Source organism: Pseudomonas sp. NPDC088444, from assembly GCF_044900175.1.
Taxonomy (GTDB): domain Bacteria; phylum Pseudomonadota; class Gammaproteobacteria; order Pseudomonadales; family Pseudomonadaceae; genus Aquipseudomonas.
Window position 1 is genome coordinate 136,071 of record NZ_JBJDNK010000001.1, and the last position, 15,657, is coordinate 151,727.

The window sequence follows — 15,657 nt, forward strand, 5'->3', positions numbered from 1 at the left end:
CGGATTCAACTGACCAGCATCGGGAGCTGTCGCATGCGTTCGACGGCAAAGTCGACGAAGCTGCGCACCCGTGCCGAGGCGCGCCGCCCTTCCCGATAAATGAGGTGCACGGGCAGCGGCTCCGGCTCGAAGGCTTCCAGCACGGGGAGCAGGTGCCCCGCTTCAAGGTGCTCGTGCACCTGATAGCTCAGGCACGACGCCAACCCTGCCCCTCCGAGCGCCGCATCAAGGGCCGCGACCTGCGTGGTACAACGTAGCGTCGGCTTCAGCGCCACGCTGCGCAGCGACCCGTTGCGCTGAAATCGCCACTCCAGAACCCGGTTGTCAGCACTACAGAACACCAGCGAATGCCCGTTCAACTCACTCAGCGTGACGGGCGCAGGATGATGTTCGAGGTAGGCCGGGCTGGCGCAAATCATCTGCCGTACGTGACCCACCTTGCGCGCGACCATGTACGCGTCGGGCAAGGCACCGATCAACACCGCGACATCGACACCCTCTTCGTGCAGGTTGGGAAAACGATCCTGATACGCCACCGTCATTTCGATTCCCGGCCAGGCGTCCAGAAAGTCCAGCGCTATCGGCATCAACAAGCGTTCGCCGAACAACAGCGGCGTGACCACGGTCAGCAGTCCGCGAGGTTCACTGTGCAGCCCGTTGGCCGAGGCGTCCGCTTCGTCCACCGCCCGCAACAACCGCGTGCTATCACTGGCGAACTGCCGACCCGCGTCGGTCAGCATTACACCTCGGGTACTGCGCTCCAACAGCCGGGTACCGAGGCGTTTTTCCAACGCCGCCAGAGACCGACTCACCGTGGCCTCGGATACGTCCAGCGCCCTTGAAGCCGCAGCCAGTCCCTGTTCGCGGGCTACGGCCTCAAAGATGGTCATCTGCCGATGGCGCTCCATCAGCGACGCTCCCGCCCCACGGCCTGAATGGCCGGATCTTGCTGCATGCGCTGGACGCAGTAATCGACGAACGTCCGCACTTTGGCCGAGACCTTGCGCTCAGCCTGATAACAGACGTGAATCGGCAGCGGCGGCTCTTCGAAATCTTCCAGGATCAGTTCCAGCTCCCTGCTCGCCACTTGGCTGGCGACCTGATAAGACAACACGCGAGTGATGCCCCAACCCATTCTGGCCGAGGTGATCGCGGCCTGATTAGCGGACACGGTCAGGCGGGTCTGTAAATCAACGTTCAACGGCTTGCCGTCCTCCATGAATGCCCAGCGACGCACCAGCACACTGGCAGACGAGACGATCAGACGGTGCTCTTTCAGATCCGAGGGGTGTTTCGGACGCCCGTGTATGGCGAGGTAACCGGGGGATGCGCACAGCACACGGCGCACCTCACCGACTTTCACGCCATGCTGGCTACTGTCCATCAAATGGCCGATACGCACCGCAACATCGATGCCTTCCTCGACCATTTGCGTGACCCGGTCCAGCAACAAGGCGTTCACGCTGACACCGGGATGCTCCTGCAGATAACCCACCACCAACGGCATGACGAACAGCTCGCCGAACAGCAACGAAGCAGTGACCGTCAGTTGCCCGACGGGCGCGGCGATGCTGCCGCCTGCGGAGTCTTCGGCCTCTTCGAGTTCACTGAGGATGCGACGGCAATCGGTGAGGTAGCGCTGCCCGGCTTCGCTCAGGTGCACGCTGCGCGTGGTGCGTGACAGCAACAGGGTACCGATGCGCTTTTCCAGCGCTGCGACTGCCCGCGTGACACTGGGGGCGGACATGTTCAAGCGCCGGGCAGCCGTGGCGAAGCTGCGCTCCTCGCATACGGCAATGAAGACCTGCATTTCCTGAAATCTGTCCATGGGGGCTCGGCGAAAAACGGAGGCGAATGGACGCGATAGTAGCAAGGTGAGGCGCAATTTAAACCGCTAACGTCGGCGAGACGGAGTGCGCCAGAAGCTGTAATGAAATCGTCGCTTCTGGCTGAAGGCCGTAGGAGGGAGGCTTGTTCGCGATCTGCCGGGAACTGGCAGTAAACCCAACCACCGCGTTGTATCTGATACAACAGAGGTACTGGTTTCGCTGCCGCTGCGCGCCAGATCGCGGGCAAACCTCGCTCCTACGGCCTCCAGCCAGAATCAAGAGCAGCTCGATGCGCCATCAGGCGACCCGCGCCATCCCCCAGATTCCGAACCCCAGCGCCATCAGGCCCCACCCCAGCAGCGGGTGAAACACTACCCGCCATACCAACGCCCGAGGATCAAAGCCCACACCGTGGACGAAACCCGCCGCCACGCCCCACATGATCAGCATCAGCAGGTTGTGGGAATAGTGACCGTTGGCGTCAAGCATCGACGCCGGGTTGATCAGCAGCACCAGACTCAGTGGCACCGCCATCAGTAGGGACAAGGCCCGACTGATGGCATGCCTGAAAGGTGCGTTCAGCGCCTTAGCGATCACGACCGTTCTCCGCGGCACTGGCGTCCGAGGACTCCAGCCACAGGGCGTTGATGATGCCAAAACTGCAAGCCAGCAATACGCCAAGGATCCAGGCGAAATACCACATGATGTCGTCCTCTCTTCAATACAGGCCGTGGGGGTTCTGGTCGATGTGTGCGGTGGTGACCTTGCCCCACATCCTGGCGTAGCACCACAACGTGTAGCAGAGGATCAACGGCACGAAAATGCTCGCCGCCACCATCATAATGATCAGGGTCTTGTGGCTGGACACCGCGTCCCACACAGTCAGGCTCGACGCGGGATCAAGGCTCGACGGCATCACGAACGGGAACATCGCAAAGCCCGCCGTGCACAGCGCACCGACGATCGCCAGGCTGCTGCCCAGAAACGCGGTTCTGCCCTGCCCCGCACTGGCCCCCAGCAGCGCCAGCAAACCACCAAAAATGCCCAGCAGTGGCGCAATCACGGTCAGCGGATGAGCGTGATAGTTGGCCATCCAGCCTGGGTTGGTGGCTTCAACGGTCTTGGCCAGCGGGTTCAGCGCGGCACCTGCATCGAACGTCGAGGTGATCGCCAACCCTTGAATGCCACCCAGCAACAGCCACGCACCGGCTGCGACGAACGACAGCAGGAACACCAGCGACAGCCACTGCGCTGCACGCCGCGAGCGACGGGCAATCGCCCCTTCGGTGCGCATCATCAACCAACTGCCGCCGTGCAGGCCGAGCATGCTCAGGCTGACCACGCCAGCCAGCAGACCAAACGGGCTGAGTAACTGGAAGAAGTTGCCGTGGTAGCTGGAGCGCAGGGTGTCATCGAACTGGAACGGCACGCCCAACAGCAGGTTGCCGAAGGCCACACCGAACACCAGCGAAGGCACCAGACCGCCGACGAACAGGCCCCAGTCCCAGCTTTGTCGCCAGCGGGTGTTTTCCAGTTTGCTGCGGTAGTCGAAGCCCACCGGCCGCACGAACAGCGCGAACAGCACCAGCAACAGCGCCCAGTACAACCCGGAAAACGCCGCCGAGTAGACCAGCGGCCAGGCAGCGAACAACGCGCCACCGGCGGTGATCAACCACACCTGATTGCCGTCCCAGTGCGGCGCGATGGTGTTGATCACCACCCGCCGCTCGTTGTCGTCACGGCCCACGAAGGGCATCAGCATCGCGGCGCCCAGGTCGAAGCCGTCGGTCAGGGCGAAGCCGATCAGCAGCACGCCGACCAGCACCCACCAAATGAGTTTGAGTGTCTCGTAATCGAACATCGTGTGTTCCTCAGGCCAGGGTCGGTTGTTGGGCAGCGGCCAGGTCGCTTTCACGTCGTTCGAAGTGATAGCGGCCAGTGTGCAGGCTGCTTGGGCCAAGGCGTGCGAACTTGATCATCAGGTACATTTCAATGATCAGCAGCAAGGTATAGAACCCCACCAGCGCCAGAATCGAGCCCATGACATCGCCACTGGACAGGGTCGAGGCCGACAGGTGCACCGGCAACACTTCACCGATGGACCATGGCTGACGACCGTGCTCGGCGACCCACCAGCCGGTCTGCGTGGCGATCCATGGCAGCGGCAGGCTGAACAACGCCCACTTCAACAACCAGCGTTTGCTGGATTCGTTCTTGCGCGCGGAGGCGTAGAAGGCGCAGGCGAACAACAGCAGCATCAGCACGCCGCTGAGCACCATCAGGCGGAAGGTCCAGAAAATCGACGCCACGTGAGGTATCGAATCCAGCGCGGCCTGTTTGATCTGCTGCTCGTTGGCGTCCACCACTTTGTCGGTGTACTTCTTCAGCAACAGGCCATAGCCCAAATCTTTCTTCACATCATTAAAGGCGTTGAGGGTCTGCTCGCTCTTGTCGCCCGCGCGCAGCTTGCCCAGCAGGTCATAGGCCACCATGCCGTTGCGGATGCGGCCCTGGTGCTCGCTGACCAGATCCTTGATCCCGGTGACCTGCTTGTCCACCGAGCGCGTGGCGATGATGCCCATCACGTAAGGGATCTTCACCGCGTAATCGGTGCGCTGGGTTTCCTGGTTGGGCAGTCCGAACAGCGTGAATGCCGCCGGGGCCGGTTCGGTTTCCCACTCTGCTTCGATGGCCGCCAGCTTGGTCTTCTGCACGTCACCGATTTCGTAACCGGATTCGTCACCCAACACGATCACCGACAGAATCGAGGCCATGCCGAATGCCGAAGCGATGGCGAATGAACGACGGGCAAAGCCGATGTCACGGCCTTTGAGCAAATACCAGCTGGAAATCGCCAGCACGAAGATCGCGCCAGTCACATAACCCGATGCAACGGTGTGCACGAACTTGACCTGCGCCACCGGGTTGAACAGCAGATCGCTGAAGCTGGTCAGCTCCATGCGCATGGTAGTGAAGTTGAACTCGGCGCCGACCGGGTTCTGCATCCAGCCGTTGGCGATCAGAATCCACAGTGCCGACATGTTCGAACCAATCGCCACCAGCCACGTCACGGCCAAGTGCTGCACGCGGCTCAGGCGGTCCCAACCGAAGAAGAACAGGCCGATGAAGGTCGATTCGAGGAAGAACGCCATCAGGCCCTCAATGGCCAACGGCGCACCGAAGATGTCGCCCACGTAGTGGCTGTAATAGGCCCAGTTGGTGCCGAACTGGAACTCCATGGTCAGCCCGGTGGTGACCCCCAGGGCGAAGTTGATGCCGAACAGCTTGCCCCAGAACTTGGTCATGTCCTTGTAGACCTGTTTGCCGGTCATGACGTAGACCGACTCCATGATCGCCAGCAGGAAGGTCATGCCCAGCGTCAGCGGGACGAACAGAAAGTGGTACAGCGCGGTCATCGCGAACTGCAGCCGAGAAAGGTCAACGACTGATTCCGAAATCATTGTGGGTTCTTCTCATCAGATACGGGAGGGGCGCCCAATACATGCAGGCCGGCTTGCACCCCGTCATCCTTGACGTCCACCGGCGCGTCGAACCAGACGCTGCGGATGCCCATCAACAGGACGAGCTTGATCAGCAGGATCAGGCCAATTTCTTTCGCCAGCGGGTGTTTGAGGAAATCGAAAGGACCGGGCATGTTGAAGACTCGTCGGGGTGCGTAGCAATTTTCCTACAGCACCTTCCGAGACCGTTGATCCAGATCAAGAAAGCCCGATGAGCCGATGTGACACAACGCCACAGTACGGGGCTAACTGAAGCGGCCCGCGCATTGACATGATAAACGGCAGGTAACCGCCTCAAGTGGCGGATTTTCCAGCCGATAGCATGGGTGTATGAGGCACGCCGGTTTTGTTCGTCCGATTCCATGGGGAGACGGATAGCCACCGCCACTGCAGCCCATGAGGTCGCTGTCCATGACACCCCCCAAGCCCGGATACAAGGCTCGCAGCGTGCTGTACGGCGCAGTGCTGTCGTGTCTGATTGTTTTCCATGCCAACGCCGGGCCCATCCGGATCGTCACCGAGGAACTGCCGCCCTACAACATGACGCTCGACGGCCAGATGACCGGCATGAGCACCGAGGTGGTGCAGGCCGTTCTGAAGGCAGTCAACGTGCAGGCCAGCATTCAATCGATGCCTTGGGCACGGGCCTATGACCTGGCCTTGCACGACCCGGACGTGCTCATCTATTCCATCACCCGCACCGCCGAGCGTGAACACCTGTTCAAATGGGTGGGCACCATCGCCGCCTCGCGCTGGTACCTCTATTCGTCATCCGGGCACCCGATCAGCCTCATGGACCTGGAAGACGCCCGCGATTGGCAGACCGCCACTGTCAACGAGGATGTCGGCGAGCAGTACCTGATCAGCAAACGCTTTGTCGTCGGCCAACAATTGCAGTCCAGCAACCGCTACGAACTCAACTACCAGAAATTGCGTACCGGGCATGTCGACCTGTGGATCTCCGACGAATTGAACGCCGACTACCTGGCGCGGCAGGCTGGAGATGACCCGAACCACACGCTGGTGCAATCCTTGCGTATCCCCGAACTGGAAGAGGCCGGCGGCTTCAACATGGCTTTCAGCACCGGGACATCCGATGCTACTGTGCAGCTGTTTCAACAAGGGCTGAAGACCATCCGTGAAAACGGTACCTACGATGCCATTGCGCGGAAATGGAATTGAGCATGCTCGCAGAGTCCGAATCGAAGATTCCCGAAAACGCCGTCGCCCCGCCGCGCACCGGTTCGTTGGCGCGTCGACTGGTGTTGGCGACACTGGCGTTCTGTGTCCTGTTCACCCTGGCCACGGTGTCGGTGCGCACCTGGTTCGCCTGGAACACCAATCTGTCGAACATGAACGCCGAGCTGAGCCTGATCGATCAGGTGTTTCAAGGCACGCTGTCCAAGGCCGTGTGGGAAATGGACAACGAAGCCTTGCAGGCCCAGATCGACAGCGTGGCACTGGCCGCACCGGTCGGGCGTGTGGAGCTGACCATTCTGCGCCCAGGCCGTGCACCAGAAGTGCTGACGCGTCAGCACCCCGGCCACAACAGCTCCGCCCTCGCCCCTTCGCTGCACCGCCAACTGACCGTCACGCCCTACCCCGGCGCTAACGAGGTGGTGGGCCAGTTGACCATCGAAGGTGATGAAAGCCTGCTCTGGAAGCGCCTCTGGAAAGAAGTCGGGATCATCATGCTGACCCAGATCATTCAATCGCTGGCCCTGGCCGGGTTGATCATGGGCATGTTCAACCGCTCGGTGACCCTGCACGTGCGGCGCATCGCCCGGCATCTGGAGCAACTGACACCCCAGAACCTGAAACAACACCTGGTGCTGCAACGGGACGGCAAGGCCAGTGACGAACTGGACCTGCTCGAAGCGGGCGTCAATGATTTGCAGGACAAACTGGCCAACCACATCGAACGTCAGACCCGCGACGAACTGGCCCTCGCCGCCAGCCGCGACCAGTTGGCCGAGTTGGTGGAACAACGCACTGCACAGTTGAAGGCCGCCAACATCCGTCTTGAAGCCCTGACCCGCTTCGACCCGCTCACGGGCCTGGCCAATCGTCGCCACTTCGATGAACTCAAGGAGCTGGAATTCAACCGTGCGTTGCGCCACGAACAGCCCTTTTCGGTGCTGATGTGCGACATCGACTTTTTCAAGGCCTACAACGACACCTATGGGCATGCCACGGGCGATCAGTGCCTGCGTGACGTGGCGCTGACCATGAGCGCGCTGTTTTCCCGATCTGGAGAACTGGTGGCGCGGCTGGGTGGCGAGGAGTTCGCGGTGCTGCTGCCGGGGCAGAACAAGCAGCAGGCGCTGGCCTCCGCCGAACGCCTGCAAGAACTGCTGGCCAATCAGAAGCTGCCCCACAGCGCCTCACCGGTCTCGCCGTTCATTACCTTGAGCATCGGCATTGCCGAGCTGGAGCCTGCCAACATGGAGCGTTTCGACCAGTTGCTGCAAACCGCCGACACGGCGCTGTACCGGGCCAAGCGCGAGGGCCGCAACCGGTGCGTGATCTGAACAGGGAGAAGATGCAGATGAGCCGTCCCCAAGCGTCGACCAAACTGAGCTTGAATGGCCTGTACCTGAGCATGGCCCTGTTGCTGTGCTTCAACGCTCAGGCTGACACGCTTCAAGTGGTCACTGAGGACTCGTCCTACAGTTCGCTGGAAAACGGCAAGGTGGTGGGCGTCGCCAGTGAACTCGTCGAGAAGACGCTCGCCAGGGCGGGCATCACCGATTACCACATGAGCCTGTACCCGTGGGCGCGGGCCTACGACATGGCGCGGCTGGAACCCAACGTGCTGATCTACCCGATCATCCGCAGCAACGAACGCGAACCGCTGTTCAAATGGGTCGGTGAACTGGATCAGGTGACGCCGCTGTTCTACAAACTGCGCACCCGCCGCGACGTCGTGGTCAACACATTGCAGGACGCCAAGAACTACACCGTGGGCGTGATCCGTGACGATTCCCGCCAGGAGTACCTGGAAGGCAAGGGTTTCAGCAAGATGGTGGTGTCGTCGAACAACCTCGACAACCTGCGCAAACTGCTCAGCGGCCAGGTCATGCTGGTGCCCATGCCGGAGCGTGAGGCGCGGGAACAGTGCGACGACCTGCACATCGATTTCGACGAACTGGAAAGTGTCTATACCCTCGACGAGCTCTCCAAGGGCCTTTACGTGGCGCTGAGCGCCAAGACCCCGGACGATACCGTCAAGCGCATTACCACGGCCTTCGCGCAATTGAAGGATGACGGGACCGTGGCGAAGGTGTTGGCGCAATAATCGCGTGGGCGTTAGTCACCTCGGATGGGGCAGGATAGACGCCTTCGCCACCAAGGCGGCTCCCACATTGACCGCGCCGGATTCGGACCTTTTGTTCGACGCCGCATCTGTGGGAGCCGCCTTGGTGGCGAAGGCGGACGCGAGCAGCCCCTAAACCATCGGCAGCGCCTTGAAGATCTCCAGTTGCTCGGCCCGTCCGGCAAACGCCGCCAGCACCGGATACGCATCGGCCGTGGCCTGATCCGGCACCACCAATTGAATGAACGACCACCCCACCGCAATGCTGATGCCGTCCTGGCCGATGTCAGCCCCGGCGCTCAGCGGGCGCTCGGTCAGTTCACGCTCAAGCTCGGTGCAGGCAGTTTTCAATTGCTCGCTGACCCTTGCGACCCACGGCGCATGCTGGATCTCGGCCGGGCGCAGGTTGCGTTCGTAGTAAATCTGCACCGCTTTTTCATAGGCCACCAGCGCAAGCCCCGTCAGGCGCAACGTGCGGGTGCGCTCGGCCAGCGTCTCTGGCATCAGCCCGTTGCCCGGCCCCTTTAGAAACTCCACGTAATCGAGGATCAGGCTCGACTCCATCAGCACCTGCCCGTCATCGGTCACGAAGGTCGGCGCCTTGATCACCGGATTGATTTCCCTGAACCGCTCCATGCCGCGAAACACCGACACTGACTCGTGCTCGAACGCGATCTCCATGCGTTTCAGACTGACCGCGACGCGCCGTACATAGGGCGAATCCAGCATACCGACGAGTTTCATCCAACACGCTCCTGTAGGCGAATGACATCAAGATAATGGCGTTTTTCCTGCTCCGACTGCTCGCAGGCTAGCAAAAGCGCTCCGGGGCGCAACGTATCCTCCTGAAAAACAATTCATTCGGTCACATCACGTCTACGCTGTATTCACAAAGTCTTCACAATCGTTTTGAAAGACTCCGCGCCATCCCGTTTTTCACCACAGCCCGTCTGCCATGTGAGTCGCAAGGATAAGCCGACTGACCGGCCAGATTCGGGTCCATTCGAGTCGTGCGTTATATGGAAATGCGTCCAAAGCTGCGCCCCGTCACCTCCACCCGCCTGGTCATGCTGTTTTCCCTCTGTCTGGTGGTGTTCTACAACTTGGCCACCTGGCACGCCCTTGTCGGCCTGACGCAATTGCAAGGCGTCAAGCTCGTCGCGTTCTACGCCTCATTCGCGCTGTTCCTCTGGGCCGCGATCACGCTGCTGCTGACGCCCTTCTCGTTTCGCCCGACCCTCAAGCCGGTATTGAGCCTGGTCGCGCTGTGTTCGGCAGCAGCGGCGTATTTCATGAACACCTACGGCATCACCATCGACACGGTGATGATGCAGAACGTGCTGGAAACCAACCCCGGTGAAGTGAAAGACCTGATCAGCGGCAAGCTGTTTCTGTATCTGGGCCTGCTGGGCGCCCTGCCCATCGCGCTGATCTGGCTGATCCCGGTGACTTACCGCCGCGTGCTGCCGGGCCTGGTCAACAAGGTGTTGGTATGCATCGGTTGCGTGCTGGTGATCGCCGCCTCGGTCGGGCCGTTCTACTCGACCTACGCGCCTATCTTTCGCGATGAAGACAAGCTGACCCACTTCATCAACCCGACCAACTACATCTACGCCATCGGCAAGCTGACCAAGCAAACCGTGGCAATCAAGGAAACGGTCAAGATCCAGACCGTCGGCACCGATTCGGTGCTCAGCCCCGAAGCCCAGGCACGACCGAAGAAGAGCCTGATGATCTTCGTCGTCGGTGAGACCGCCCGCGCCGACCACTTCTCGCTCAATGGTTACGCCCGCGAAACCAACCCTGAATTGAAGAAGCAGGACATTCTCAACTTCACCCAAGTGGCGTCCTGCGGCACGTCCACGGCGGTGTCGGTGCCGTGCATGTTCTCCAAATTCCCGCGCACCGATTACAACGACAAGAAAGGCAAGACCTACGAGGGCCTGCTGGACATGCTGCAACGCGCGGGCCTGAAGGTCGTGTGGCTGGACAACAACAGCGACTGCAAGGGCACCTGCCTGCGTGTACCCCACAGCGACATTCCGAAGAACCAGCCAAGCCCGTTCTGCGACGGCCAGAACTGCCTCGACGAGTCGCTGCTGTTCGGCTTGCAGGATTACATCGACACGCTGCAAGACAACGCCATCATCGTGCTGCACTCCGACGGCAGCCACGGCCCGGAATACTACGACCGCTACCCCAAATCCATGGAGCGCTTCACCCCGGTCTGCCATACCAACCAACTGGGCAGTTGCACCTCCGATGAGTTGAAGAACGTCTACGACAACACGATTCTGTATACCGATCACTTCCTGGCGCAGACCATCGAACTGCTCAAGCGCAATCAGGACAAGGTCGACACCTCAATGATCTACGTCTCGGACCATGGCGAGTCGCTGGGCGAAAACGGCATCTACCTGCATGCCGCGCCATACGCCATCGCCCCGAGCGCGCAGACCCACGTGCCGATGGTCATGTGGTTTGGCAACGCAACGCTGGAAGACGCCAGCATCGACCGCAGTTGCCTGGCCGCCAAGCAGAACCAGCCAGACCTGAGCCATGACTACCTGTTCCATTCGGTGCTAGGCTTGCTCGGCGTCAACACCGTCGAATACCAGTCGGCTCTGGACATCTTCCACAGCTGCAAACACGCCAAAGGATGACCTGACATGCCCCTCCAGAACCCGGACAGCCACTCTGCGACTCCGGTGTTCTGGCGGGACGCGCAGTTGCCGTTCATCGAAGCCCGCTCCATCGCCGATGGCCGCAAGGTCTGTTATTCACGGCATTCCCACGAGGTGTTTTCCATCGGTGCGATCACCGCCGGGCAAAGCACTTATCTGCACGAGAAAACCCGCCAGACCATCCGCACCGGCACCGTGGTGTTGATGAACCCTGGCGACGTGCACGCCTGCAACCCCATCGATGATCAGCCGTGGTCATACATCATGTTTTACGTGGACGCGCAGTGGCTGGGCCGGGTGCAACACGCCTGTGGTGTGGACGGTTTTCAGGCGATTCCGGCGATTTCCAGCACCGACCCTGAGCTGTTCGACGGGCTGCTGAGTCTGCATCAAACGTTGATCGACCCCGCGCGCGAGGCATTGGAAAAGCATGAAAAAGCCGTCGCCTTCTTTACCCTTATGCAACAGCGGCTGGGCGGTTCAGATGCTCCGCTGAAGAAAGCCAGCCTGCGGGTCGAGCGAGCGGCGCAGTACATCCACCAGCATTTCTTGCAGGCGATCCGTCTGGAAGACATCTGCCAGGCCGCGAACTTGTCGGAGGCCTACCTGATTCGGGCCTTCGAGCAGCATTACCACATGACGCCCCACGCCTACCTGATCAACCGGCGCATCCAGCATGCTCAGGCGCAATTGCGCGAAGGTGAAGCCATTGCCGACATTGCTCAGCAGAGCGGCTTTGCCGATCAGGCGCATTTTCAGCGGGTGTTCAAGAAGCATTTGGCCGCGACGCCCGGCCAATACCGCGCCTGATCAGGCCGGTCACTTCATACATAAATCAGCGACACCGCGCACCCGGCCAGCAACGCGGCCATGCTGCGATTGAAAGTGCGGATGCGCGACGGACTGCGCAACCACGCCCCCATGAACGCGCCTGCGTAGGCCCAGCAGCCCACCGACAGGTAGCAGACCACGAAGTAAATCAGCGCAAACAGACCGATCAACCGGGCCTCGCCATCCGCGACAAACGCCCCCATGCCCGCCACCGCCGCCAGCCATGCCTTGGGGTTGAGCCACTGCATCGCTGCGCCGTACCAGAACGACGGCGCCCGTACGGGCTTGTCGACGTTGAGATGGCCATCGTCCATCGCCAGTTTCCAGGCCAGGTAAATCAGAAACGCCATGCCTGCCCAGCGAATCAGGTCGGTCAGCACCGGGTATCGATGCAGCACTTCATGCAGGCCGAAACCGGTGAAGATCAGCAGCACGACAAACCCCACCGTCGCCCCCATGACATGCCGCAGGCTCGCCCCCAACCCGAACTGCGCCCCGGCACTGAGCGCCACCACGTTGACCGGCCCCGGCGAAATCGACGCCGCCAGCGCGAATGCCGCCATGGAAATCATCAAATTCATTACCGCCGTGCTCCGTTCAATGAATGAACGCAGACGTTACGCGGTGGGCGTTGGGTGGGTATTGAAGAAAACTGACCAACGCGCGGATTAGCGTCTGGCCGAGTGCCGCCTGCTCAATCACGCACCTGAGAAAGCGGCCGGGCCACCTGCTCCAATGACTTACGCTCCGCCGCCACGCCCCAGATCGCTTGCACGGCCGCCGCCAACAACATCAACGCCGCACCGATCAGGTAACCGATAAACACCGGCCCGCGCTGGTGGCTGTCGATCAACTCGCCGAACAGCATCGGCCCGACAATCCCGCCCAGCGCCGTGCCGAAGGCGTAGAACACCGCAATCGCCAGCGCTCGAATCTCCAACGGAAAGGTTTCGGCAACGGTCAGGTACGCTGAGCTGGCGGCCGCAGAGGCAAAGAAAAAGATGACCATCCAGGCGATGGCCTGTTGCGTGACGTTCAACAAACCCTGTTCAAACAGATACCCGCTGATGCACAGCAATACTGCGGAAGTGGCGTAAGTCAGGCTGATCATCACCCGCCGCCCCACCACATCGAACAGCCTGCCCAGCAACAGCGGCCCACAGAAATTCCCCAGCGCCAATGGCAGCACGTACCAGCCGATGGACGCCGATGGCACCTGATAAAACTCGGTGAGCACCAGGGCATAGGTAAAGAAAATCGCGTTGTAGAAAAACGCCTGAGCGGTCAGCAGCGTCAACCCCACCACCGCCCGCTGACGATACCGGTTAAACAGCGTGTCGAAGATTTCCCGCAGCGGCGTGTGATCCCGTGCGTGCAAACGCAGGGTTTTGCCGTCAACGGGCGGCAATGTATGCCCCTGCTGACGAAAGCGCGCTTCGATGCCCTCCACGATGCGCGTCGCCTCATCGGCTTGCCCATGAATCAACAGCCAGCGAGGGCTTTCCGGCAGCCACAGGCGCATCAGCAAAATCAGCAGTCCCAACACCGCGCCAATGCCGAAACACAATCGCCAGCCCAGGTCGCCACCGATCCAGTCCGGATCGAGCAACACAATCGAACCGCCCGCCCCCAGTGCGGCGCCGATCCAGAACGTGCCATTGATGGTCAGGTCGACCCAGCCACGAAAGCGCGCCGGGGTGAATTCCTGGATCGTCGAATTGATCGCCGTGTACTCGCCGCCAATGCCCATGCCAGTCAGAAAACGAAACAGCATGAAACTCCACAGGCTGAACGAGAACGCCGTCGCGGCCGTCGCGCTGATGTACAGCGCCAAGGTGATGAAGAACAGTTTGCGGCGCCCCAGACGGTCCGTCAGCCAGCCAAAAAACAGGGCCCCCAGCACGGCCCCGGCAATGTAGGCGCCTCCGGCCAGCCCGATGTCGGCGTTGCTCAGGCGCAGCACCGGGCTTTCCTTGAGCGCCCCGGACACGGAACCGGCCAGCGTCACTTCCAGCCCGTCGAGCAGCCAGGTGATGCCCAGCGCCAGGACCAGCAGCGTGTGAAACCGCCCCCATGGCAGGCGGTCCAGACGCGCCGGGAGATCGGTTTCGAACGGCCTTCCCTTTGCGTCATCTGTCTTGGCTTGAACGCTGGCGATGGTCATGCAATGGCCCCACAGACCGTTGGTGATCTGTGGGTTCAGAGTCCGTCGGCGTCATGGGAGTTCAGCTCAGTGCTGCGACCACCCCGCGCACGATCGTTTCGACGTCCGCCTCGTCGATGACCAGTGGCGGCAGCAGGCGAATCGTCTGACCCCGGGTCACGTTGATCAGCACCCCATGGGCCTGCGCGGCGTTCAGGCAGAGGTCGCGAATCGGCCGGTTCAGCTCGATGCCAATCATCAGACCCAACCCCCGCACCTGCACCACGTCCGGGTGCCCGGCCAACGCTTCCCGCAGGCGCGCCAACAGACGCTCGCCCTGCCAGGCCGCGTTGGTCAGCAAGCCCTGTTGCTCGACGATGTCCAGCACCGTACAGCCGACCCGACACGCCAGCGGGTTGCCGCCAAACGTGCTGCCGTGGCTGCCGGGGGTGAACAGCCGCGCCACCGCCGCCGAGGCCAGGCAGGCGCCAATCGGAATGCCGTTGCCCAGCGCCTTGGCCAGTGTCATCACGTCCGGCACGATGCCTTCGTGTTGGAACGCGAACCACTGCCCGGTGCGGCCAATGCCGGTCTGAATCTCGTCGAGCATCATCAGCCAGCCATTCTGACTGCAATGCGCCCGGACCGCCCTGAGATACCCCACAGGCGGCAGCGTCACGCCGCCCTCCCCTTGAACCGGTTCGAGCATTACCGCCACGATGCGCTCGCCATAGGTGTGAGTGGCCTGCTTGATGGCCACGATGTCGCCGAACGGCACCTTGATGAAATCCCCCGACAGCGGCTGGTAACCCAGGCGCGCCGCCCCGTTGTCGCTGGCCGACAACGTGCCAAGGGTGCGGCCATGAAACGCGTTGTCCATGACCAGTATCAGCGGCTGTTCAATGCCTTTGGCCCACCCGTACAGACGCGCCAGCTTGAGCGCGGTTTCATTGGCCTCGGCGCCGGAGTTGTTGAAAAACACTTGTTCCAGCCCCGACAGACGCGTCAGCTTCGCCGCCAGCCGCTGTTGCCAGTCGATGCGGTAGTGATTGGAGGTGTGCAGCAGCAAACCGGCTTGCTCGGTGATGGCCGACACGATCCATGGATGGCTGTGGCCGACGTTGGTCACCGCCACCCCCGCAACGGCGTCCAGGTACTGGCGACCGGTGTCGTCCCACAGGCGCGCGCCCTCCCCTCTGACGAAGCTCAGGGGCAGCGGCTTGTAGGTGTTCATCAGGCAGGCGGCGGTCATGTCTCTGGCTCCATCACGGTGTGTGGTGCCAGTATCGTTAACCCTTTTTCCTGTATAAAGATCGTCTTTCTTGAGTCACTT

16 protein-coding genes are annotated in these 15,657 nt (G+C 61.3%); 5 read left to right on the forward strand and 11 right to left on the reverse strand.

Annotated features, from left to right (window positions below):
• Positions 1–5 precede the first annotated feature (5 nt).
• From ACI2KB_RS00910 to cydP, 7 genes are all read right to left on the reverse strand, one after another.
• Entirely contained in the window at positions 6–908 is a 903-nt protein-coding gene (locus tag ACI2KB_RS00910) for a LysR family transcriptional regulator (protein WP_404630485.1), read from the reverse strand.
• The gene (locus ACI2KB_RS00915; RefSeq protein WP_404630487.1) at positions 908–1,828 is read right to left on the reverse strand and encodes a LysR family transcriptional regulator; all 921 of its coding nucleotides are present in this window, start codon (positions 1,826–1,828) and stop codon (positions 908–910) included. Before ACI2KB_RS00915 ends, ACI2KB_RS00910 begins: the two co-directional genes overlap by 1 nt.
• Positions 1,829–2,126: 298 nt before the next feature.
• Positions 2,127–2,363, reverse strand: coding sequence for a cyd operon YbgE family protein (locus ACI2KB_RS00920; RefSeq protein ID WP_404631692.1), 237 nt, complete (start codon positions 2,361–2,363; stop codon positions 2,127–2,129).
• Positions 2,364–2,415: 52 nt separating this feature from the next.
• Positions 2,416–2,532: a cytochrome bd-I oxidase subunit CydX gene (gene cydX / locus ACI2KB_RS00925; RefSeq protein WP_404630491.1), complete on the reverse strand. Its 117-nt coding sequence runs from the start codon at positions 2,530–2,532 to the stop codon at positions 2,416–2,418.
• A 15-nt stretch (positions 2,533–2,547) separates the two neighbouring features.
• Positions 2,548–3,690, reverse strand: coding sequence for a cytochrome d ubiquinol oxidase subunit II (gene cydB, locus ACI2KB_RS00930; protein WP_404630493.1), 1,143 nt, complete (start codon positions 3,688–3,690; stop codon positions 2,548–2,550).
• A 10-nt stretch (positions 3,691–3,700) separates the two neighbouring features.
• Entirely contained in the window at positions 3,701–5,290 is a 1,590-nt protein-coding gene (locus tag ACI2KB_RS00935; protein WP_404630495.1) for a cytochrome ubiquinol oxidase subunit I, read from the reverse strand.
• Positions 5,287–5,484: a cytochrome oxidase putative small subunit CydP gene (gene cydP, locus ACI2KB_RS00940; RefSeq protein WP_404630497.1), complete on the reverse strand. Its 198-nt coding sequence runs from the start codon at positions 5,482–5,484 to the stop codon at positions 5,287–5,289. The genes ACI2KB_RS00935 and cydP overlap by 4 nt, the downstream gene beginning before the upstream one ends.
• A 277-nt stretch (positions 5,485–5,761) precedes the next feature.
• Between cydP and ACI2KB_RS00945 the strand changes: the two genes are divergently transcribed.
• The 3 genes from ACI2KB_RS00945 to ACI2KB_RS00955 are packed head-to-tail and all read left to right on the forward strand — an operon-like array spanning position 5,762 to position 8,648.
• Entirely contained in the window at positions 5,762–6,532 is a 771-nt protein-coding gene (locus tag ACI2KB_RS00945) for a substrate-binding periplasmic protein (RefSeq protein ID WP_404630499.1), read from the forward strand.
• Between the two features lie 2 nt (positions 6,533–6,534).
• Positions 6,535–7,881 carry a diguanylate cyclase domain-containing protein gene (locus tag ACI2KB_RS00950; RefSeq protein WP_404630501.1) on the forward strand — a complete coding sequence of 449 codons (1,347 nt, stop codon included), beginning with the start codon at positions 6,535–6,537 and terminating at the stop codon, positions 7,879–7,881.
• Between the two features lie 17 nt (positions 7,882–7,898).
• Positions 7,899–8,648, forward strand: a complete 750-nt coding sequence (locus ACI2KB_RS00955; RefSeq protein ID WP_404630503.1) for a substrate-binding periplasmic protein — start codon at positions 7,899–7,901, stop codon at positions 8,646–8,648.
• Positions 8,649–8,798: 150 nt separating this feature from the next.
• Here the strand turns inward: ACI2KB_RS00955 and ACI2KB_RS00960 are convergent, their stop codons facing one another.
• Positions 8,799–9,410 (reverse strand): glutathione S-transferase N-terminal domain-containing protein, encoded by a 612-nt coding sequence (locus tag ACI2KB_RS00960; RefSeq protein ID WP_404630505.1) that lies wholly within the window; start codon positions 9,408–9,410, stop codon positions 8,799–8,801.
• A gap of 275 nt (positions 9,411–9,685) precedes the next feature.
• Here ACI2KB_RS00960 and ACI2KB_RS00965 point away from each other — a divergent pair, with 275 nt between their 5' ends.
• Entirely contained in the window at positions 9,686–11,329 is a 1,644-nt protein-coding gene (locus tag ACI2KB_RS00965; protein WP_404630507.1) for a phosphoethanolamine transferase, read from the forward strand.
• Positions 11,330–11,335: 6 nt separating this feature from the next.
• Positions 11,336–12,160 (forward strand): AraC family transcriptional regulator, encoded by an 825-nt coding sequence (locus tag ACI2KB_RS00970; protein ID WP_404630509.1) that lies wholly within the window; start codon positions 11,336–11,338, stop codon positions 12,158–12,160.
• Positions 12,161–12,174: 14 nt separating this feature from the next.
• Here the strand turns inward: ACI2KB_RS00970 and ACI2KB_RS00975 are convergent, their stop codons facing one another.
• The 3 genes from ACI2KB_RS00975 to ACI2KB_RS00985 all read right to left on the reverse strand — a co-directional run bounded on the left by ACI2KB_RS00975 (position 12,175) and on the right by ACI2KB_RS00985 (position 15,576).
• Complete coding sequence (locus ACI2KB_RS00975) at positions 12,175–12,762, reverse strand: LysE family translocator (protein ID WP_404630511.1); 588 nt, start codon at positions 12,760–12,762, stop codon at positions 12,175–12,177.
• 113 nt (positions 12,763–12,875) lie between these two features.
• Entirely contained in the window at positions 12,876–14,345 is a 1,470-nt protein-coding gene (locus ACI2KB_RS00980) for an MFS transporter (RefSeq protein WP_404630513.1), read from the reverse strand.
• A 61-nt stretch (positions 14,346–14,406) separates the two neighbouring features.
• Complete coding sequence (locus tag ACI2KB_RS00985) at positions 14,407–15,576, reverse strand: aspartate aminotransferase family protein (protein ID WP_404630515.1); 1,170 nt, start codon at positions 15,574–15,576, stop codon at positions 14,407–14,409.
• Positions 15,577–15,657 lie beyond the last annotated feature (81 nt).

Bases quoted from the DNA above. Each gene is read 5' to 3' on its own strand.
- ACI2KB_RS00980 (WP_404630513.1), bottom strand. From the start codon at position 14,345: ATGACCATCGCCAGCGTTCAAGCCAAGACAGATGACGCAAAGGGAAGG.
- ACI2KB_RS00950 (WP_404630501.1), top strand. From the start codon at position 6,535: ATGCTCGCAGAGTCCGAATCGAAGATTCCCGAAAACGCCGTCGCCCCG.
- ACI2KB_RS00955 (WP_404630503.1), top strand. From the start codon at position 7,899: ATGAGCCGTCCCCAAGCGTCGACCAAACTGAGCTTGAATGGCCTGTAC.
- ACI2KB_RS00970 (WP_404630509.1), top strand. From the start codon at position 11,336: ATGCCCCTCCAGAACCCGGACAGCCACTCTGCGACTCCGGTGTTCTGG.
- ACI2KB_RS00910 (WP_404630485.1), bottom strand. From the start codon at position 908: ATGGAGCGCCATCGGCAGATGACCATCTTTGAGGCCGTAGCCCGCGAA.
- ACI2KB_RS00985 (WP_404630515.1), bottom strand. From the start codon at position 15,576: ATGACCGCCGCCTGCCTGATGAACACCTACAAGCCGCTGCCCCTGAGC.
- ACI2KB_RS00920 (WP_404631692.1), bottom strand. From the start codon at position 2,363: ATGGCGGTGCCACTGAGTCTGGTGCTGCTGATCAACCCGGCGTCGATG.
- cydX (WP_404630491.1), bottom strand. From the start codon at position 2,532: ATGTGGTATTTCGCCTGGATCCTTGGCGTATTGCTGGCTTGCAGTTTT.
- ACI2KB_RS00960 (WP_404630505.1), bottom strand. From the start codon at position 9,410: ATGAAACTCGTCGGTATGCTGGATTCGCCCTATGTACGGCGCGTCGCG.
- cydP (WP_404630497.1), bottom strand. From the start codon at position 5,484: ATGCCCGGTCCTTTCGATTTCCTCAAACACCCGCTGGCGAAAGAAATT.
- ACI2KB_RS00935 (WP_404630495.1), bottom strand. From the start codon at position 5,290: ATGATTTCGGAATCAGTCGTTGACCTTTCTCGGCTGCAGTTCGCGATG.
- cydB (WP_404630493.1), bottom strand. From the start codon at position 3,690: ATGTTCGATTACGAGACACTCAAACTCATTTGGTGGGTGCTGGTCGGC.
- ACI2KB_RS00965 (WP_404630507.1), top strand. From the start codon at position 9,686: ATGGAAATGCGTCCAAAGCTGCGCCCCGTCACCTCCACCCGCCTGGTC.
- ACI2KB_RS00945 (WP_404630499.1), top strand. From the start codon at position 5,762: ATGACACCCCCCAAGCCCGGATACAAGGCTCGCAGCGTGCTGTACGGC.
- ACI2KB_RS00915 (WP_404630487.1), bottom strand. From the start codon at position 1,828: ATGGACAGATTTCAGGAAATGCAGGTCTTCATTGCCGTATGCGAGGAG.
- ACI2KB_RS00975 (WP_404630511.1), bottom strand. From the start codon at position 12,762: ATGAATTTGATGATTTCCATGGCGGCATTCGCGCTGGCGGCGTCGATT.